General features: G+C 62.1%; 7 protein-coding genes and 2 pseudogenes. 5 read left to right on the top strand and 4 right to left on the bottom strand.

What is annotated here, in order from left to right; genetic code table 11:
* Positions 1-89 precede the first annotated feature (89 nt).
* The 3 genes and pseudogenes from tnpA to tnpC form a co-directional block, all read left to right on the top strand.
* Positions 90-434, top strand: coding sequence for an IS66-like element accessory protein TnpA (gene tnpA, locus QW845_RS28715; protein WP_315804866.1), 345 nt, complete (start codon positions 90-92; stop codon positions 432-434).
* The gene (gene tnpB, locus QW845_RS28710) at positions 431-706 is read left to right on the top strand and encodes an IS66 family insertion sequence element accessory protein TnpB (RefSeq protein WP_409997979.1); all 276 of its coding nucleotides are present in this window, start codon (positions 431-433) and stop codon (positions 704-706) included. Before tnpA ends, tnpB begins: the two co-directional genes overlap by 4 nt.
* A gap of 40 nt (positions 707-746) precedes the next feature.
* Positions 747-2,173 (top strand): annotated as a pseudogene (tnpC, locus tag QW845_RS34205) (IS66 family transposase); the annotation flags it as partial.
* Here tnpC and QW845_RS28690 read toward each other — a convergent pair.
* Positions 2,159-2,394: pseudogene (locus QW845_RS28690) on the bottom strand (transposase); the annotation flags it as partial. The pseudogenes tnpC and QW845_RS28690 sit on opposite strands and share 15 nt — an antisense overlap.
* Entirely contained in the window at positions 2,352-3,170 is an 819-nt protein-coding gene (locus QW845_RS28685; RefSeq protein ID WP_315804864.1) for a DUF3102 domain-containing protein, read from the bottom strand. The gene QW845_RS28685 and the pseudogene QW845_RS28690, both read right to left, overlap by 43 nt.
* A 343-nt stretch (positions 3,171-3,513) precedes the next feature.
* Between QW845_RS28685 and QW845_RS28680 the strand changes: the two genes are divergently transcribed.
* Together QW845_RS28680 and QW845_RS28675 are read left to right on the top strand one after the other, a co-directional pair.
* Positions 3,514-4,506: an NAD(P)-dependent oxidoreductase gene (locus QW845_RS28680; RefSeq protein ID WP_315804863.1), complete on the top strand. Its 993-nt coding sequence runs from the start codon at positions 3,514-3,516 to the stop codon at positions 4,504-4,506.
* Between the two features lie 97 nt (positions 4,507-4,603).
* Entirely contained in the window at positions 4,604-5,941 is a 1,338-nt protein-coding gene (locus QW845_RS28675; protein ID WP_409997978.1) for an ABC transporter substrate-binding protein, read from the top strand.
* A 1,728-nt stretch (positions 5,942-7,669) separates the two neighbouring features.
* Here QW845_RS28675 and QW845_RS28670 read toward each other — a convergent pair.
* Both QW845_RS28670 and QW845_RS28665 read right to left on the bottom strand, forming a co-directional pair.
* The gene (locus QW845_RS28670; RefSeq protein ID WP_315804862.1) at positions 7,670-9,064 is read right to left on the bottom strand and encodes an MFS transporter; all 1,395 of its coding nucleotides are present in this window, start codon (positions 9,062-9,064) and stop codon (positions 7,670-7,672) included.
* A 1,095-nt stretch (positions 9,065-10,159) separates the two neighbouring features.
* Positions 10,160-20,704 (bottom strand): LysM peptidoglycan-binding domain-containing protein, encoded by a 10,545-nt coding sequence (locus tag QW845_RS28665; RefSeq protein ID WP_315804861.1) that lies wholly within the window; start codon positions 20,702-20,704, stop codon positions 10,160-10,162.
* Positions 20,705-20,715: the final 11 nt, after the last annotated feature.

Genomic DNA, 20,715 nt, shown 5'->3' with positions numbered 1-20,715 from the left:
GCCTCCAGTGACGGCCGCCTTGCGCCGGAGCTGAAGCTTGTTGACGCTATAGGACTAGTCCCGGAGCTAGTGCTATTGCCAAAGCGGAAGTGGAAGTGATCACGTCGGAGCGACGACGGCGGCATTGGTCGCGGGCTGACAAGGAGCGGATCGTGGCTGCAGCTTTGCAGCCGGGTGCGACGATCCTGAGCGTGGCGCGAGCGTTTGGGGTGCATTCCAGCCAGGTGTTCCGCTGGCGCCAGCAGCTGCGTGGCAAGGAGGCGCTGCCTGGCTTTGCCGCCGTGACGATCGCTGCCGATCCGCACGCGGCGGCAGCCCGCACGCAGGGGCTGATAGAAGTCGAGATCGGAACCGAGACGAGGACCCGGATCAGCGGCCCGGCGGATGTCGCGACGGTGACGGCAGTGGCCTCGGCGCTTCGGGCGGGATCGTGATCGCGATTCCAATTCCCTCCGGCACCCAGGCCTGGCTGGCGACGGGCCATGCCGACATGCGCAAGCATTTCGACGGTCTGGCACTGCTCGTTCAGGAGACGCTGAAGCGCGATCCGCATGGTGGCCATCTGTTCGTGTTCCGCGGCCGCTTTATCTGGCCACAGACGGTGGATGGAGCGGTGACGATCACGCCGGCGCAGCTCGGTTATCTGCGCGAAGGCATCGACTGGCGGCATCCGCAGCGAACGTGGCGCCCGGAGGCTGTTGGTTAGCGCTCGAACGCGACGGCGTTGATGCACGCCGGTCGGAGCTGTGATTCCATCTCCTGCGATGATCACAGCCGATTCGTTCCTCGATGATGTAGCGACGCTGAAGGCGCTGGTGCTCGCGGGCCAGACCGAGCTCACCAAGGCGACGGCCGCCCAGCTCGCGGCAGAAGCCAAGGCACGCAATCTCGAAGCCCCGGTCCGCGCCTGCGCGCTGCTGATCGAGCAGATGAAGTTCACGATCGCCAAGCTCAAGCACGTGCAGTATGGGCCCTCATCGGAGCGCGCTTTGGTGCTCGATCAGCTCGAGCTCGAACTTGCCGATCTCGAGCAAGATGCTGCCGAGGCTGAAGCTGCCGCACAGACGGCAGTCGAGCGGGCCAAGGCCGAGAGAGTCGACATACGTCCGTTCGAGCGCCGGCGTCCCGCACGGCGGCCGCTACTCGAGCACTTGCCGCGCGAGCGCATCGTGCATCCTGCACCGGCCAATTGCCCATGTTGCGGTAGCGACAGGCTGCGCAAGATCGGCGAGGACTTTACCGAGACGCTGGAACTCGTGCCACGGCAGTGGAAGGTGATCCAGCACGTGCGCGAGAAGTTCTCCTGCCGCGCCTGCGAGGCGATCACGCAGCCGCCGGCGCCGTTCCCGCTGACGTGCGGGACCGCGTCTGCCGGCGCACATCCTGTTCGCCAAATACGGGCTCCACCTTCCGCTCACCCGGCAGAGTACGACCTATGGGCATAAGGGCGTGGCGCTCGACGTCTCCACGCTGGCCGACTGGGTCGGCGCGACAGCTGCGACCCTGACGCCCCTGGTCCAGGCGATCAAGGCGCACGTGCTTGCAGGCGAGCGCATCAATGCCGACGCCACCACGGTGCCGGTTCTGGCCAAGGGCAAGACGCGCACGGGGCGCGTGTGGACCTATGTGCGCGACGATCATCCCTTTGCCGGGCACGCACCGCCGGCAGCGATGTTCTTCTACTCGCCCGACCGCACCGGTGCGCATCCCGAGGCGCACCTGGCCGGGCTATGCCGTGCCGATGCAGGCGGGCGCCAATGCCGGCTTCAACCGGCTCAACGAAGCCTCGCGCAAGCCCGGCCCGATCATCAAGGTCGGCTGCGGCGCGCATGCACGGGCGCAAGTTCTTCGAGCTTGCGCGGCTTAAGAAGGCGCCGATTGCGATCAAAGCCATTGCGAGATCGACGCGCTGTTTGCGATCGAACGCGAGATCAAAGATCTGTCGGCCCAAGAGCGCGAAGCCGTGCGTAACGAGCGCAGCCGTCCGCTGGTCGACGAGCTTCACGACTTCCTGCGCGAACGCCGTACCAAGCTATCCGGCAAAAGCGAGACCGCCAAGGCGATCGACTACAGCCTCGAACGCTGGGAGGTGTTCACGCGCTTAATCGACGACGGTCGCCTGTGCATGACCAACAATGCGGCCGAACGCGAGCTGCGCGCAACAGCCGATGGCTTTACACGCCCGCCATTCGCTCATCCCATCAACGCCCACGAGATGCGCGACAGCTTTCCGCTTGGCCGCAGCGGCCGCCTGAGCCGCGTGCTCTCGTCCTCCAGCGTCTTCCGCCGCTTGGACTCCGAGACGTCCATTCCGCCGAACTTGGCCTTCCATTTGTAAATGCTGGCGTCGCTCACGCCATGCGTGCGGCACAAATCGGCGACCGGCACGCCTGCCCGGCCCGATCTATCGTTCGCTTTTTTGTCGGCACGTCCTGTTCATTGAAGCGCCAACCCTCGTGTACTTTGGAAAAGACGCCAGCGATCTTCGTTGTAAAATTCGGCTCCCCGATAAAATTCTGATCTGTAAACGCCCTTCTCACGCGAGCAAAATCCTCGTCTGAAAGCTCGCGCGCGAGGATTCCTATCGCCTGTTCTATCGAAGCCATTAATACGTCGTGTCCGGGACGCAATGTCTCGTCTGTACCCGGCGTTGATACCTCACTCATCGGGAGTTCCGCGGTCCCGTTCGAACGAGCGTCATTGCTGGCCCGATACCTCTTAAGTTCACTACGCAGCTTGCTCACGCTTAGTGTCTCTCCCGCCTCAGCGCGTTCAATTGCGGCACGTGTGATTTCGAGTGGAGTGCTCGATGACGACAACAAATACAGTATGACTGGCGGCAAACGCGCAACGCTTGCGCTTTTGTCAGCAGCCCACTGCGCTACTCGCATGTATGCTTGAGCGGTACGAGCCGGCATGCCAACTTCGCTCTCAACCCACACGATGAATGATCCGTGAGAAAGATACCTCTTCGCACCAAGCAGCGCCTTTCCGATCTGGACAATTGAGCTTGTGTACTGTCGACGAATACGATCACTCTCACCTAACAGGAACGTAGCCACGGATTTCGGCAACTGTGCATAGTCAAATCGTGGGCCAGCCTGACGTCCGCTTTCTATGCAGACTTCTGTTTTTTGTTCGAAGGACGTGGTCAATGCTCTTCCTGGCATCTGAAGCACCAGTGTCGTTCAGCGTCTTGGTATTTTCATACTCCTCTTAAACCTACTGGGCTGGAACATACAAGCCACCACTTCTGGTAGTCCCCCTAACATTTTCGCATGCCGGGAAACGTCTCCTCCACAAATCATCGCCCGTCCCGCCGGGAGCAGAGCAACTGTTCTGACGTTCCGCTTGAGCTCAGCCGGCTCCTACTAGTGCTGTGCGAGGCCGATCAAGACACGCCACAGACCGCAACTACTTACGGCAGACAGAAAGGTAATTTTGCGCTTGGACGCCTAGCCCCTGTACGCTACCTTACGTTGATACGGTGGGTCGCACGGGGAAAACCATCACATGGATCAATCTCAAGATAACTCCGGCGGGACGATCAAAGGCCCGCCGCGTGTCACGGTAATCAACCAGCTCGGATCGGCGGTTCACTCTGCACTCGAAGACCACTGGTCTCGCCCCAATCTCATCGACGATTCCTCCGGCTGCGATCCGTGGGAGTTCCGACGCGACGCAACCGTTCTCTTGACGCGACCGCAGGCCGGCTGGCGGACGGCTCCGGCTCAAAAGCCTCAAGGTTGGCCATTCGCATTACGTTGGGTGCAAGTGGCATCCACGGCGCTCGACTTCTTCCCGGGCTGGATTCTTGACGTGCCGCTGGTGACGGTGGGACGCGGAATTGCTGCTATCCCAATAGCGGAGTACGTCATCGCGGCCATTCTCCTGCAGGAAAAGCGACTTATTGAAATTCGAGTACGTACACCAGAGAATTGGAGGCCGGCGTCCTTGGGATCGCTGTGGGGGAAAACAATCGGAATCGCTGGATTCGGATCGATCGGCCAAGCGGTCGCAGCGCGTCTTGCTCCGTTTGGTGGCTCCATAAGGGTGCTTCGACGGAGCTCGCGCGACAATGCCGACCGAAATGTCGTTTCGGTGTCGGACATTGGAGCTCTGGTTGAGGGGGCAGATCACCTGGTAATAGCCTTGCCGCTAACAGACAGTACAGTTCATCTGATCAATCGCGAGACTCTCCGTAAAGCAAAGCCGACATTGCACATCGTCAACGTCGCCCGAGGTCGCATAATCGACCAAGTTGCATTGCTTGAGGCTCTTGATGCCGGGCGAATTGGGGCAGTAACACTAGACGTCTTTGATCCCGAGCCGCCACCCGCGGGTGATCCAGTTTATCGTCACCCCAACGTTTACTTAACGCCACATATCTCCTGGTCCGGTGGCGATAGCGGACGGTTATTGACTGAGAAGACGCTCGCGAACTTCAACGCCTTTGTGTCCGGTATGCCCCTCACTGACGTCTTTGATCGAGCTATCGGCTACTGACTGACGACACGTCGGAGCAACGCCTGATAAACGGCGCTATTCTTAGAATCTGCAACTTCCGACTAGCGACGAGCACGGAGTCGGGCGAGGACTGCTGATGAGACCATCAATCACGCGGCGATCCCTTGTTGTCTGCGCTGCCACGACCTCTGCAGTAGCGATTTACTCGCCGTACATTCGCACAGCCCATGCGGCGGGTAAGCTTTCGGTCGGGCTATGGCAACATTGGATCCCTGGCGCCGATAACGCCTCCACAGAACTCGTTAGGGAGTGGGCCGAGCGAGAAAAAGTTGATGTTCAGATCGACTACATTACGAGCCAGGGAGGCAAGGATCGTCTAACCATTGCGGTAGAAGGCAGAGCCAAGACCGGCCACGATATTCTGCAAATGCCAACCTGGTGGCCGATTGCAAATGCTGAATTGCTCGAACCGTTGAACGATTTAATGGATCACTTGATAGGGCAGAATGGCCCAGTGAACGACGCGGCGCGCTACCTAGGACATCAAGGTGGAAAGTGGCTTGGCATTCCGACCTGTGTAGGTAGTCAGATTAAGGGCCCCTGTTCTCGAATTGATTTAATGAAGAGATACGCGAACATCGATGTTCAGGCAATGTACCCACCAGGCAGACCGCCAGAAGCGGCCGCGTGGAACCTCGAGACGTTTCTGGCAGCGGCAGAGGCATGTCATAGGGGCGGCTACCCCTTCGGAATCGGAATTGGGGAAACGCCGGACAGTATCGACACTGCTGGGGCAATCTTCCATTCTTTCGGTGCTGATCTTGTTAATGCGCGGGGTGACATCACAGTCAGGACGGATTCGGTTCGGGAGGCGGTCGAGTACTATAAGAAGCTGATTGGCTTTTTGCCTCCCGACGCCGCAGCCTGGGACGATGCATCAAACAATAAATGGCTTATATCCGGTAGAGGCGCGCTGATCCTGAATCCGCCGAGCGCCTGGGCGGTCGCCAAGCGGGATGCAGCCCATATCGCAGAATTGTGCTGGAGCCACGGATTTCCAGCTGGGCCCAGAGGTCGGTTTGCTCCTTATTCGCCGTTCTTTTGGACGGTGTGGCAATTCTCCAGGAACAAGCAGGCAGCAAAGAGTCTGCTGGCATATCTTTCGCAGAAATCATCAGTCGAAAAGATGGTCGTCGCAAGCGGCGGCTTCGACTTGCCTGCCTTCAACAACATCAATGATCTAGATATCTGGAGGGACATCGGGCCGCCGTCGGGAACGCTCTATCATTATCCGAATCCTCACCACCATCAGATCCTCTCGGTTGCTGCGTCGCCCGCGCCGCCCAAGATAGCCCAGCAAATTTACGCGGGGGCTGTCCAAGTAAAGATGTGCCTTCGCCATTTCCAAGGAGAGCCTATGGAGCAGACGCTCGCCTGGGCAGAGAGTGAGTGCGAGGGGTTTATGAGGAATTGATATGATACGATCCGAACGCAATTAGAAACGTTTACGACTAGCGTTCGTCCATTTAGCCGCATCTTACCTGTCCAGCTGTTTACGCGACATTCGAGTATTGGCCGCGTGGAATTTAAGTTTGACTGTCCGGAAGGACGCCGTCCGAGGTGGCCTTCTATGAAAGCCGCCGTGGTCCAGCTAGTAAGGCAGCGCCCTCCTGAAGAGTTGAATCTGCCAGCTGGAAATGGAACGTGTGCACCTTCGCATTCACCACCGTGATCCACTAGCGCGCGTTGAAGGTCGTTTCTTGATAGGCCTCAATACGTCAAAAAGTCGCTTGGGCTGCCACGAACCAGTACGACGATATAGTTCCACATCTAACCCAGTGTCCTCTCGTTGCCTTGCGTCCAGCTCCATCAAAGTAGCGAGTTCGCTGCGCTTCCGGCACCAGGTCTTCAGCGCACCCCAAACGTATACTCGCATAGCAGGCTCTGCTTTCTCTCGCCGTCTAGTAGGCGAACTTAGAGGTAGCTAACGGAGCGCCTTGCCATCGACGCTCTCCTACCAGGCGTCCGGAAATAACGAGCGGTTCCACCGGACATCCCGCATCGCACGATTGGCACTAACCTCTTGAGCTGATAAGCTAGACTTGGCCGCGTTCCCCGAACCTTGAACGGAGCGATGTTGACGAGATATCCGTACATCCACCGCTGCTGCTCATTCTTGCGGACTAGGAGAACGGACGCCTGGTCCTTTGAACCAGCAACACCGCCACCAAACCGACCTATGCGCGTGCGAGCTGAGGTTGTTGCGAACAGGTCAATCGGCGCGGTAGGATACGGGCAATGCGGTCGTTCACCCTTCCACCCTGGTCGTCTCGCAGCTAGACGTTGGACGTCCTAATTTAGATAGCATAGTGTTTCTAAATTCGATATGAGTCAAGACAACACACGCTCCCAGGATAGAATCCTTTTTCATCTGAAGACCCGCGGCCCTCAGACGGCAGCAGGGCTCGGGGCAATGCTCGGCATCACTCCGGCTGGCGCACGAATGCACCTCGTGAATCTTGTAGATGCTGGGTTAGCAGAGACCGAGAGCCAACGTGAGGGGCGTGGACGACCGAAGCAATACTGGAAGATAACGGAGCTCGGCCACGCCCGTTTTCCGGACCGTCACTCAGATCTGACTATCGAATTGGTGCACTCGATACGGAACGTCTTTGGTGACCGCGGGCTGGAACAGCTGATCGAGCACCGTGAGCGCGCCAGCATTGCGAATTACCAAAAGCTGATCGGATCAAAGCGGTCCCTCAAACAGAGACTGGAAGCTTTGGCACAAATACGAACAAACGAGGGTTATATGGCCAGCGTCTCCGAGATGCCTAACGGAGACCTGCTGCTTATTGAGAATCACTGCCCGATTTGCGCGGCGGCCGCCGCGTGCCAGGGTCTGTGCCGTTCTGAACTAGCCGTGTTCCGAGCGCTTCTCGGGGCCGAAACAAAAGTAGATCGGGTAGATCACATTGTGGCCGGCGCTCGTCGTTGCGCCTATAGTATATCGGGTCGCTCGCATATCGGGAAAAAGTCTTAGTTGGAGGTTGCACCCGGCGGGACGGATTGCGCAACTTTCGAGCGAAAACCGGGACCCTTGCCATTTTCTCTTGTGCCAATTGACGTCGTGGCACGCAGCACGGATCGAAAATGCCCGAAGCTAGGTCTTGAGAAAACGGAAATTGACGAACCCCACCATTCAAGCCGCACGCAGCTTACGCAAGTGAATTGCTGTCGCAGCGGCTAATACCGCAGACACGACGAAACTCGTCGGCACCCAGAACGCCGCCTCCACCATACCGTCGTTGGAAATTGCGCTTGTGAGACCACTAGCGTTGGCGACGATTCCCGCGATTGCCCCACCCAAGGCAAATCCCATCTGTTGGATCGTCGGTACCGAGGAAGCTGCAACTGTCTCGTCGCCCGCCTCAGCCCCTTCCATAATGCGTTGCGCGACAATGGGCCAGCACTGACCTATACCTGCCCCAAGCAGGGGAATTGTTGCGATCAATAGCAGCACGGTGGAGCCTGGCGCGAGCCAACTCATCAAGACCAGACTCAATGCCATCATCAGAGGACCAATCACTATCAAGCGATCAGGCCAAGGACCTGACGCGCCAGCACTGATCATGGACGCAACCGTCCAAGCGAGGGAAGCGGTAGCAACCGAGAAACCGGCAGCAAGCGGATCGAACCCGTGAATCTGTTGGAGAAACATCGGCATATAGATCTGCAGGGGACTGAAAGCAATACAAAGCAGCAATCCTAACCATAGGCCTACACCTGTTTGAGCACGCCACGAAAAAGCGTTTCTTGGTAGCATTGGTGTAGGCGCATGGCGATTCAGCCGCAACATTGCTGCAAGCGAAATCATAGCCAAGACAAGAAGCCCTAGTTTCGAAATTAGGGAGCTAACAACCGACGCAAAGGACGTCGCAGCTATTGAAACGCAGATTAGGACCACGCGCGCCGTAGGTACGCGGGAAGCGTGAGACCGATTGATTGTCGCCGGCAGGATAATGAAGGCGCCAATTGCTAAAGCGGCGGCAGCGACCAAGGTTGCGACAAACGCGGCACGCCAACTGCCGAATTTGGTGAACATGCCGCCGACCAATGGGCCGACCATCACGGACACGCTCCAGCTGGTCGACATCAATGCGACTGTCCTTGACCAGAGCCCCTGGGGAAAAGCTCCACGGACAAGGACATAGGCAACGGCGGTTTCTAACCCACCGCCAAATCCTTGAATCAGCCGGCCAACGACGATCCAGACCATTGCCGTCGCCGTGGAGCATAGAAGTGCTCCGAGGCCAAAAGTTAATACCCCAGCGCAATAGACCGTACGAGTACCAATGGCGTTCGCAAGCGCTCCGGCGGAGGTTGCCGCGACGATAGATGAGGCCAGATACGCGGTGGTCGGCCAACTGATCATCGCGACGCCACCAAGTTCACCGACGATGGACGGAAGCATCGTGGCCAGCATGAGAACGTTCATGGACTGTACAAGGACGCCACCAAGTAGGATGCTCAGAATAGGGATCCGTTTCCAGGTAAGCAGTGATTGCCAGCTCCGGCCGTCCAATTCTTGCCGCATGCCAGTGACCTTTCTTCAGCAAAAGCGATTGCCAACGCCCGGCACCACGACCATTTTAATTACCATTTTGTTTCTAAAATAACCGAATAAGTCAAGCGACAATAGCAGCGAAAGATAGTGTGCTGCTCCGGCCAAAAATGTTGAGCGGATGAACGGCCGCACGCAGTGGGCTTTTACTCACCTGAGCGCATCTTATCAGCGCGCTGGGCCGCCGGATCTCTTCAAGAGTGAAGATCACCATGACAGATATGGGCGGACGACGCGAACGGGGAGTCAAGAGGTGTCACCGCAGAAATTGCAGCTCGTCTGGCGGGTGAGTTCATACGGAAGCTCGAGGCCTCCGCCGAATCGCAAACGAACCTGAGCAGTGAGCTATCGAGGTGCGCTCAGTGTCGAAAAGTCGCCACGGCCTGCGGAAGGCGACCGGCCGCAGCTTGGCGGAGGCCGGCGCGACGGCATAGATGATCATGTCCATGGCCACACCACTCTTGCAGAGGCTGAGCGATACACTGAGGAGGCTGACAGGCGAGCCTTGCGGTCGATGCCCTGGCCCGCCTTGAAGGACACAAGGCGAACGACTTTCCCCAAACGCAATCTGCCGGTTTGGAAAACGACCAAAAACTCAAGAAAATCAGCGGGGAAAGGCAGAGCTGGCGCTCCCAAGGGGAATCCGAACCCGTGTTTTCCCGAGGGCTGGCCCAAGTCGTGCGATCGATAACGCCAGCGAAGGAGCGAGCGGCCCCGCCCTGCCGGCTGATCGCTTTCAGAAGATGTGGCTATCGGTGGCGACCAATCGATTTGACTAGGAGCAAACACCGCCCTCCGCCCAATCCGCGCTTTGTTAGGTGCACCGACCTTTGAAGCTTGTTGATAACGGCAAGACAGAACGACCTGTCCCTTGATTTGTCCCTCAAACCACGATCTTGCGAAATAATGCATAGAAATCAATTCGTCAGGAGTTCAGTTCGAATCTCTCCGAGCGCGCCAGAGCCATTGACCAGCCCTGCGCCCGGACCCAATGCGATCCCACCCTGCGGGCGGCCTGTCCAGATGCCCCCCACGATGGCCGCAGTTTCGATGCCGGGACCGACGGGCTCAAGCGGTCGCGACGTCGTGAGTGAGCCGGCCGACCTGGATCAACGGCTGTGTCGCATCGCCGACGCCGCCGAAGACCTTCAGTTCGATCTCGACACGGGCATGGCCCGCGGTCGTTGGCCTGGTCGTCCCGCGCCACGTATCGATCATCTGCGCGAACGGGGCCACGAAGGTCGGCTTCACACCGGGATCGACCACCGATGGGGTCGGCGTCAGCAGGTTGATCGGCACCCGGACGCGCGGGATCGCCGGCTGGCCGGCCACGATCTCATAGCTGTACATGCCCTGCATCGCGACCTCGTCGCTGGTGCTGCCATTGCCGTTGGCATAGAGCGCGGCGAAGAATGTCGTCAGGCGCGCGTCGAGGTCACCGGATGCGCCCGGCATCGCGTCGAGCGGGAACGACGTATAATTCAGCTGGGGAACCACTGTGGAGGCGAACCGCACCTCGGGCGTCTGGAACAGGAATGCCGGGTTGGTGCTGGTGGTCTTGAGATCGGCCAGCGGGAACAGCGCGAGATTGCGCTGCACGAACACCGAGGCCCAGCCGCTCTGATACAGCAGGACGTCGAGCGTCGCGACCGACACCGTCCGGGCCGGCAAACCACGTGCCTCCGCTTCGCCGAGATAAACCGTCTTGCCGTCGACCTGACGCGTATAGACGTAGGCGATCTGTACGCCTGCGGGCAGCTCCGCCGGCGGCACCGCCTGGGGCGTATAGAGCTCGGGCGCGATGATTGCGATGACCGGCGCCGGGAGCGTGGTGGTGCCGTTCGAGATCGTATTGGCTACCGCATTCCAGCTCGCCGCCATCCCATCGATGGTGATGTTGACCAGATTGGTGCGCGCGTGTCCTTCCGCAGTGCCGTCGAGCGTCGACAGAAACTTCACGATCACATGTGCCGGTGCGGCCGCCAGTCTTGCAGCTCCCACGCTCTCCCGCGCGTAGGCATCCGCGACCTGCCTGGTTTCCAGTGCAAAGGCGGCGGTCGCCTTGCGCGCAGCCGCCAGCGTCGCCGGATCGGGTTCGGCGCCATCGATGCCGACCAGATACTGGTTGAGATCGCGCAGGATCGCCGGATAGTTGGTCACGAACTGCGCCAGCGCGGTGAACAGATCCGGCTCCCCGCTCAGCCTGGCCGAGCGGCGCAGCATTGGCATGGTCGGACGGTTGAACTCCACCGTGCAGGACACCGCGTCTGCTGCCGCCTGCTGATAGAGATAGTCGAACGAATAGCACCAGGCGCTCAGCTTCGACGGATCGGTCGCGCCCTCGCCGGTGAGCTGCAGCGCCTGCTGGGCGGAGACCGTGGGCGGCGTCGGCAGGTCGCGATTGACGACCGGAATGTTGGCGACCTGCGTTCCCAACGGATAATCGAACGGTCCATTGACAAAGGCGAGCCATCGCGAACCGACATAGCCGTCGATGCCGGGGACGGTGCGCCGCTCGAACTCGAGATGGGTGAGCGACAGCGTAAGCTTCAGCGGCACATAGGCTTGATCGATGACGTTCTTGGTCGCGAACACGAAGGCGAGCCGCGGATCGTACCAGGTCTTGCTGGCGGGATCGTAGACCTCGCCGAGCGGGATGCGCGTCGGCGTGAGCGTGAAATTCTGGTTGTCCGTGGCGCCGTCGATGCTGCCTGCCGGCTGGCCGTAGAGATTCGGCGGACCGGCGGGATTGTTGTCGCCGCCACCGGTGACCTCGGTCAGCCCGAACACGACGGCCGCACCGGCCCGATAGGCTGCGCCGAGCTGGTTGAGCAGCTGCTGGCGCAGCTTCTCAGCTGCGGCAAAGGCGGTCGAGGGATCGCCCGCGCTGGTCGACAGCACCGGCAGCGTCTTCAGGCTGATCGTATCCGCCAGCAATTCCTTGGTCGACAGCACGCGTCCCAATGAACCATCCACGAGCGGATCGGTCACATCGTCGATCAGGTCGAGGATGAAGGCGTGCGGCGCATAGGCCGCCGACAGGAACAGATCGATCGCGTCCAGCGTACTCTGGAACCACTGGTTCAGGTCGGCGCCGTCAAGATGCAGCGTGTCGATCTCGCCGGTGTCGTAGCGCGTGATCGTCACATCGCCGCTCGTCAACGCCTTGGCGATCGGTTTCGGCGCGAAATAGCTCGGCGACGTGCCCAGCTTGAAATGGATGCCTTTCCCGGCCGCCTTGCCGAAGCGCACCGCCCAGAGCTGTTGCGCGCCGTCGGCCGCATCCTCGCCGTCGCGGGACAGGCCCTGCCCGACCTTGAGATACCAATCGGCCGTGGCGAAAATCGCCTCGACCGCTGTGCTGAACACCGTATAGGACACGTTGCCGTCGCCGTCGGCCCGCGGCAGGATCGCTGCGACCACGCCGGTGCCGCCCTGCAACGCCGCCACGGCCGGATCGACCAGCAGCGGATTGCGGCTGAGCGCGAGCGTCACGTCGAGCTCGAGGATGTTGCCCGCAGCGATCGCATTGACGTCGACAGGAAGCGACAGCGTCGCAGCGGGGGCTGCGGGCGCCTGTCCCTGCGTCACGAGCTTCAGATACAGCAAGCAGGCGCGCACATAGCCGCGAATGATGTCCGCCTGCGCATCGGTGAGGTCCACGTCGGGCTTGGCTAGCAGCGAATTCGACAGCCGCATTGCCACCGCGTTGCCGGAAACGCCCGGCACCTTCACGGAGACATTGGCGGAATAGTCCTGATGCAGCTGATAGTAGATCCGGGTGTAGAGCGAGAGATCGTCGGCGGCCCGCGCCGCACCGTCCGGCCCTGCATAGGCGGCGGCGTTGAGCGACAATGCAAGCTTGAACGCCGCACCGCTCGCGGATTCATAGGTGTAGCTGGCGTTGGTATTGATCCAGGACCCGAGCCCGATCAGCTCGTCGCGGTACAGCATCGGCACCGCAGCCCCGTTGAGCGCGCCGCGATACCGTTGCGGCGGCGCCTCGAACGGCGTCACCGTGGTGTTGCCGAAGATATCGCGCCATTGCAGCGCGACCTGCGCCATGGTGCCGACACCGAGATAGGGATTGGCCGCCTTTGGCGGCAGATTGGAATCGGACGGATCGGGCGCGGCGTTGACCAGCGCGAACTGCGCCCCGATGCCGATCGACTGGCGATAGTCGAAATCGGCAAGAGCGACCTGCGCCAGCCGGTTGCCGCGCGTCGTCGCCGAGCGGGCATGGCTCTCGAACGCACTGGCCTCGTTGTCGTCGTGATCCTGCGGACCGAACGGCATGCCGAGCGGACTGACCTTGTAGAAGACGTTGCCGGCGAGCCCGGCAGCAAGCGAGGTGTAGAGCTGATACATCGTCTTCTTGGCGAAGTCCGGCGCGGCGGGATCGTCCGGCGGGAGGCCGAAATTGTCGCGCGTCAGGGCGAACCCGATGTTCTGCGGTGGCAACTGGTCGCGTAGCGAGAACAGCTGAGGATCGAGATCGAGCACGGCATTGACCGGGAACAGTCCGGGCGCAGCGCTGGCGCCGCGGGCGATCAGGTCGACGTCCAAGCCGTAATAGGCGGCCATGCTGGCAAAGCTCATTCCGGGCGCGGCCGAGGAATTGACCTGATGGGTCAGCGGCGGGATGTAGAACACCGCCGCGAGCGCAACGGCGACTTGCGGATTGAATGCGGCGATGTCCTGGCCGGTGATCGGACGGACTGCACCGGCGGAGAACAGCCTGGCGAGCTTGTCGAGCGTGGCCTGCGCATCGATCGCCCCGCCGGTGCCGCGGACCAGATCCGCGTCGGTGAGCTGGCGGACCGCGCCCACGATCGGCACCAGCGCGTCCGCGGCGAGCGGCCTGGTCGCGTTGACCTCGGCGATCCGTCCGGGCCCGGGGCCGTAGATCGCCGCGAGCGCGTCGAGCGATGCTCCTGCTGCGACCGGCGCCGTTGGGCCGGTCGAGGCCAGCGACACCGTCTGCACCAGGTCGCTCTGCGGATCGACGGCGTCGGTCGTCACGAAGGCGTTGACGAAATCGGGAAGCGTGGTGCCGAAGGACTCGCTGCCCTGCGCCGCGAACGTCACGACCATCGTCACGACGCCGGAGCCCGAGGAATCGAACACGGCCGCCGGCAGGCCCTCCTCGCTTTCGACGTTCTCGTAGTAGAGATAGTAGCCGCCGCTGCGGACCGTGCTGAGCTCCCACATCAGGCGGATGAACTGCGCCGGAGAATTGGCAATGCCGCGCGGCGGAGCATCCTCGGCACTCAGCATCCGCCGCAGCGCCGCCGCCGGATTGGTCTCGGTCGACAGGTTGGTCTGGGTGATGAAGGCGAGGAAGTTGGCGTCCGCCGGCGTCACCAGCATCGGCGCGCCGGGTCCGGACTGGTTGTAGAGCAGGAAGACGGCCGAGGCGATGCCTTCGCCCAGCGCATCCATGGCGGTCAGGATGCGCTGCAGCCGGACCGCATCCTCCGAGCTGGGTCCGACCAGCTCATAGACGAACGGCAGCGACGGCGCGGATGCCGGACCGCTCGGCAGATCGCCTGCGCCCGTGCCCTGAGCAGCCAGCGCCGCCGCATCCGGCAGACGCTTGATCTCAATGTCGAGCCGCGTGCACCAAGCCCAGCGCCCCAGGTCAGCATAGTCGGTGCGTGCGGTCGCGGGATTGCTGCGCCCGATCTGCGGCTGGAACTTCGGCAGCAGCGCGAACGTCGAACGTAGATCCGGCATGACGGCGCGGATCGACTGCTCGCGCGTGGCGACCAGATTGGTCTGCGCCGGCGGCAGGCTCCACAGCGTCGGCTGCGTCTGCGCACCGGCATCGGCGGCCGCGGCCACGCCGCTGCGATTCGTCAGCGCCAGCAGACTCGCGACGGATCCGCTCGACCAACGCGCATAGCCGCTGGCGGTGAACGGCCGCGGCTGGCGCTCGGCAAGCGGCAGCGCCGCAAACGTCGGGCTCGGAACGAAATTGCCAGGCGTCCTGGCCCAGCTGACGACGACGTTCAACGCGGCAAAGGCCTGGCTCAGATCAACCTCCATGCTGAGGCCGGTGCCGGCATTCAGCATGATGAAGTCGAGCAGGACACCGTGGCTCTGCGTCTCGCGCGCGAAGTCGATCTTGTAGCCGCTGGCAGAGCTGGGCGTCGGGAACTGCTGGCCGGTGAGCTGATAGACACCGTAGCCCGACTGCGTCCTTGGATAGAGGAACGCAGGCGACAGCGTCAGTCCATCCTGGACCGGCAGCCGCAGCCCATAGACCAGGAAGCGCGAGACCATGCCGGCGGTCTGGCCGACCTGGCCCGTGGCCGCGATCGCCGACCACAATGCGCCGACCGACAGAGCCTGAAGATTAGCGACGGTGAGCAGGCCGCGCTCCGCCTGCACCGAGAACAGTCCGGCGACACCGCGATTGGCGTCCGCGACCGCAACTGCGGTGGTCTGGAACAGGCTCGCGACCGTCGCCAGCGTATCGGAGGACGGGCCGGATGTCCCGGCGGTCCTGTAGGTGATCGGCCAGATCGCGAGCGGCAAGGTCGGCTGCAGCAGGCCGGCGGCGCCGTAGAGCACGCTCTGTGCGGCGAGCGCGTCGATCGAGATCGCGCCGAGTTGCAGCGCGATTTCGTCGAAGCTGTCGCCCTGCCGCGTCACATAGATCTGCTCCTTGCCCTGGCTGTTGGTGAGCAGCAGGATGACGCCGCCCTGCAGCATGTGGCGTGACCGGTTGGCCACGATCAGGCGGTCCGGCGTCGTGGTCCAGCGCGGCGTCGGCGCCGCGTCGGAATAGCGGCCAGCGATGCTTTGCAGGGTGTCGCCGGTCTGAACGACGTATTCGAGGTCGTCGATATGCAGCGACAGCCCGGCTCCCAAGGCATGATCGACGTTGGGCTGGACGATATCGGCAATGGTCAAGGCGTTGCCGACGATTCCGTTCAGCTCATCCAGGATGGCACCGATGCTGCTCGTCGCGGTCAGCGGATAGGCATAGCTCTGCAGCGCGTCGGCCGCGGCCTGGAGCAGTTGGCGCGCGATCAGCGTGAACGTGTCGACGAACACCAGGGCCGCCATCGACTCTGCCGAGTTCGCATCGCTCTCCGCGGCAAGCCGGCGCGCTTCCTTGTTCTGGGCCTGGATGTCCGCAGCTACCTGCGCGAACAGCTTGCTGACCGCGGTCGCATAGCCGGGCGTTGCCGTGGTGTAGGTCTCGAACGCGATCGACGACGTCTGGCCGCCGGACACGCCGGGGACCTGCAGCTTCAATCCGTCGAACACCGGAAACAGCACCGAGCCGGCATCGAGCTTGGTCTTCAGCCCCGAGGATTGCGCCGTCGCCGGATTGAAGATGTCGAGCGTGAAGGCGTCGGCCAGGAACTGCAACAGACCCTTGATCGACAGGAACGGATCGGCCGTGTCGGCGAGGCGCGCGACATAGGCCTCGAGCTGGGTAAGCGTCACCGACGTGGCCAGCGTCTCGGCGAGCTCGGCCGCATCCCCGCTCTCGTTCCCCAGTGCATCAATGATCCAGGGGAAGTAGACCTCGGCCAGCACGTCGAAGGACGTCTTGGTGGCGGACGGCGCGCTGGCCGCGGCATCCGGCGCGTCCATCGCGAGCAGGAGCACGAATGCCCCTTGGTTCGAGGCTGCGTCGGTGGCTTTCTCCGGAGCAAGCACGGTGTACTGCGCGCCCGCCATCAGCGACAGCTTGGGCTTGTTGCCTTCGACGGCGGCAAGGCCCATGCGATGAGCGGCGGCCGGCGCGAGCCGCTTCGGTCGCGGCTTCAGGCTGCGCGCCAGCCGCATCGCCGCGTCCGGTCCGCGGGCATACGCCCGCTGCATCAGCAGCGCGTCGGCGCGTGCCCCCTGAACCTCCCATGGCGCCGTGCTGGTCTGTCCGATCACGAAGGTTGCAGACACCTGGGCCGAGAAGGACAGGCTGATCGAGATCGAGAACAGGCCGAGGTTGATCTTGACCTTCAGGCTGATCGTCACGCTGGCGCTGGCGACCACCGGAATCTCGCGATAGCTCTCATAGGTGAGCTGGATCGACAGCACGATCTTGACATTGACCGAGGCCGAGATGATCGCGAAATCGACGCTGCCGTAGAGCAGGCCGATGATACCGACGGTGCCCGACAGCTTGAAGTAATAATCGCTTTGCAGCGCACCGCTGCTGGCGCGCGACGCCAGCGTGCGCGTGGCGTTATAGGGATGCCACGGCGCCACGACGCCTTCAACGATGCCGAACACCGTGAGCGCGAAACCCGCCTTCAGCGGCCCCTTCTCGAAATTGTAGCCCAGGCCGAGCTGCAGCCCGATGCCGAACTCGATCACCGGATCGAAGGTGCCGAGATTGGTCTTCGGGATCCTTGTCGAGGTCGCGTTGGAGAGCTTGCCGATGTAGAAGCCGCCGGCGCCCAGCACCGGAACGCCGTAGACGATCACCGAGATCGAGAAGGAACGGCGGAAATCGAGATTGTAGGGGAAGCCGATGTCGATGAAGAAATCGCCGTTGGTATAGACCTTGATCCCGAGCTGCGGCAGCGTGATCGACACCGCGCCGAAATTGAGATTGCGGATGATGTCCGGGAAGGTGAAATCGATCTGGTAGACGCCGATGTCGTCGGTGATCTTCTTGTAGAGGATGTCGACGACGAGATTGGCGAGCCCGCCCATCTTCTCGCCGGCGAGTGCCAGCCGCAGACCATAGAGATTGGGGTCGTTGAACACCAGCATCGCATCGATCGACCAGGCGCCCGCCACCTTCATCAGGCCGAGATGCCCGGCAATGAGCCAGTTGTTGGACTGGTCGTAATAGGGCAGCCCCGGTGTCCCGCCGTCGTCCGCATTGGGATCGACCGGATTCATCTTGCCCGTCGTGCTGGGGACGGACTGCAGCGCGCAGATCACCTCCTTGGTGCTCTCGAAGCTGGAATGGCCGGTGATGCCGATGCGCTGCCCGAGCACCAGCAGGAACAGCTTGAACCATTCCTCGCCCCGGCCGGGCACCGAGGGCAGGTCCTTCACGTCCTGCCCCTTGGCCGGATCGAGCAGATTCTTGAACGCCGGATCGTCGGCGACGAGCGGGCTCGAGCCCTCGATAGCAAGCGTCACCTTGCCGTCGGTGTCGCGACGGAAGGTCAGCGCGGTGATGCTGATGAAGCCGAGGTTGATCGGGCTCGACAGCTCGTAAGTGGCCGACAGGCGTTGCGAGAAGCTCTCGCCGTTCTTGAGCGAGACGTTGACGCGTAGCGCATCGAGCGAGATCTGGTTGAGGAGATCCCACGGCGAGTCGAGGGTGAAGTACGGATTTCCGAGCGTGCGCACCAGCGCCTGGATTAGCGAGCCGATGCTCCAGCCCTTGAGGCTGAACGTGACCAGTTCCTTGTCGCTCTCCCAGGCGGCTCGGAAACCTTCCCACTCGACGAACAGGATGTTGTTCGAGCCCGCCTCGGTCGTCTTAAACTCATAGCCCATGGTGAGCTTGAGATTGATCGCCGAGTAGACCCAGGTGCCTTGCGCGAAGCCGGAGAACTGCTGCTGGGCCGGCTTGTTGCCGTCATAACTGACACCGAGCCGTGCCGGATCGATGCCGACGGTCTGATCGCCGAACGCGAATGTCCACTCGAAGCCGACGGTGATGTCGTAGCTCGTCTCCAGCTCGCCCTGCTCCGCCGGAATGGTCGCGGTGATCGCGAATTCGGAGATGGTGAGGTCGCCGGGCAGGAAGCTCGGGAAACCGTAGGCGCTGCCGGGCGAAAAGAACTGGTTGATGAGGTCCGAGACCTCGAGCGACTCCTCCAGCGAGGCGGCGAGATCCCACCGCTTCGGCGTTTCGAACCCGTCATAGGTCACGCTGACCTTGGTGTGCAACGGGCCGACATCGAGGAAGCCGCCGACGCTCGACTTCCATTGCGTCTGCGAGGCGGTTTGCAGCGCGCCTCCTCGCGAGGTCCGTAGCATCGGCAGCGGCGCCGCCCGCAGCAGCGTCGTCGCGTTGCCCCCGTCCGGCGTCTGCGTCGGAGTCTGCGCCGCGATCGAGACCGTCCCCTCTCGCACGGCAAGGATCGGCTGATCGTTGATCTTGAGCAGATTGAGGGTCAGGCTGAAGCCGGCATCGAACTGAAAGCTCTGCGCGCCGTAGTCGACCGCGACCGCGATGTCGCCGAGCTCGAAATCCCCGACATTCTCGACGTCGAGCACAACCGCGCCGCTGGACAGCGCCGTCAGGAAGTCGCTCAGCTTGGCGGTGCCCGCGAAGGACGCGTAGAACTGCTTGGCTGACGTGAACTGGACGGTGAACACGCCGTCGCCCTCGCCGTCCGGTCCCTTGAAGACGCTCGGTGCCAGCACGAACTCGGTGGTGAAATCATAGGTCTGCTGTCGCTTGGTGCCGTCGAACGGATACGCCATCGACCATTGCAGCGAGAAGCTGGTGATCTTGAAGTCGAGAACGCCGGTCGCCGGCAGGATCTGCCAGCTCGTGTCCTTTGAGCTGCCGATCTCGATCGAGACGGCCGTGATCGTCGGTGAGCTGCCGAGCGTGCCGGCGATCGAGAAGCCGTTGAGACCGACGAAGGCGAGGAACTGCTGCAGCACGTCGGGAGTCGCGGCGAGATAGCCGCCATTGCCGCCCATCACCTCGATCACCGTCGCCGGCGTCAGCGGATCGCCGCCTGTGACCACGGCGAGCGCCACCGAATAGTTGGCATCCGCGCCGGGCGTGATCTCGACGTCGAGCTGATAGGAACCGGTACCGCCGATGTCGAACTGCGAGGAGATCGCGAGCGTCGGCGCCTGGTCGCCCGCATCCGGATCGACGAGATCAGCCAGCACCAGGACGCCATCGACCTCGTCAGCGCCATCGGGCACAGGAATGGTCAGGGCCAGGCTCGGATCCTTGACCGTGAACTGCGACGCTAGCTTGAATGTGCCGTCCTGGATCGCCGCCCGCAATTGCCCCGGCGGGAACAGAACGGTCTCGCCGTTGAAGATGCCCATGTTGAGGGCGCCGCTCAGCAGCAGGTCGCCGGTCGGCGCGGTGAGCCCCGGAAACAGCAGCAGGAACGGCTTGGCGACGTCCGGCAGCGCGACCTTGGCGTCGAAATTCTGCACCGCGCCGCCGCTCACGGCACGCCCCGCGGAGTCACCGTACGGATAGCTGCCGGTCGCCGTCGAGAACACGAAGCTGACGTTCTTCAGCGTGCCGAACTGATTGAACGGGAAGCCGCCCATGAAGGCGAAGCTGCTGGTCCAGGTCCAGTTCGACGGCGTCGCCTCGGCCTGCACGATCAGTTGGTCGCCGTCCACCGTGAACACGAGCGTGGCCTTCGCGGCCAGCGGAGCGGTGGCGCCGATGAACGGGATCGTCGCCGACTGCACCGTGAACGCCGCCCCTTCCACGGGGCCGACGTCGGATTTTTCCACCGTGACCTTGAAATCGGCCGCGGTCTTGAGGAAGAAGGCCTGGCTCAGCCAGGTGTCGTAGTCGGCGGGGACCTTCACGGCGGGATCGGCGAGGCCCGCCGTCAGGAAGGCGGCATCGAGCGCGAACGCGGTCTCGCCGGCGGCGGCTTCGACAGCGGCGCGGAGATTGTCGATAGCGCTCATCAGCCGGCGCT

This window comes from Bradyrhizobium sp. SZCCHNS3002, from assembly GCF_032377435.1.
Taxonomy (GTDB): Bacteria; Pseudomonadota; Alphaproteobacteria; order Rhizobiales; family Xanthobacteraceae; genus Bradyrhizobium.
This window is presented reverse-complemented; position numbering and strand designations above follow the sequence as displayed.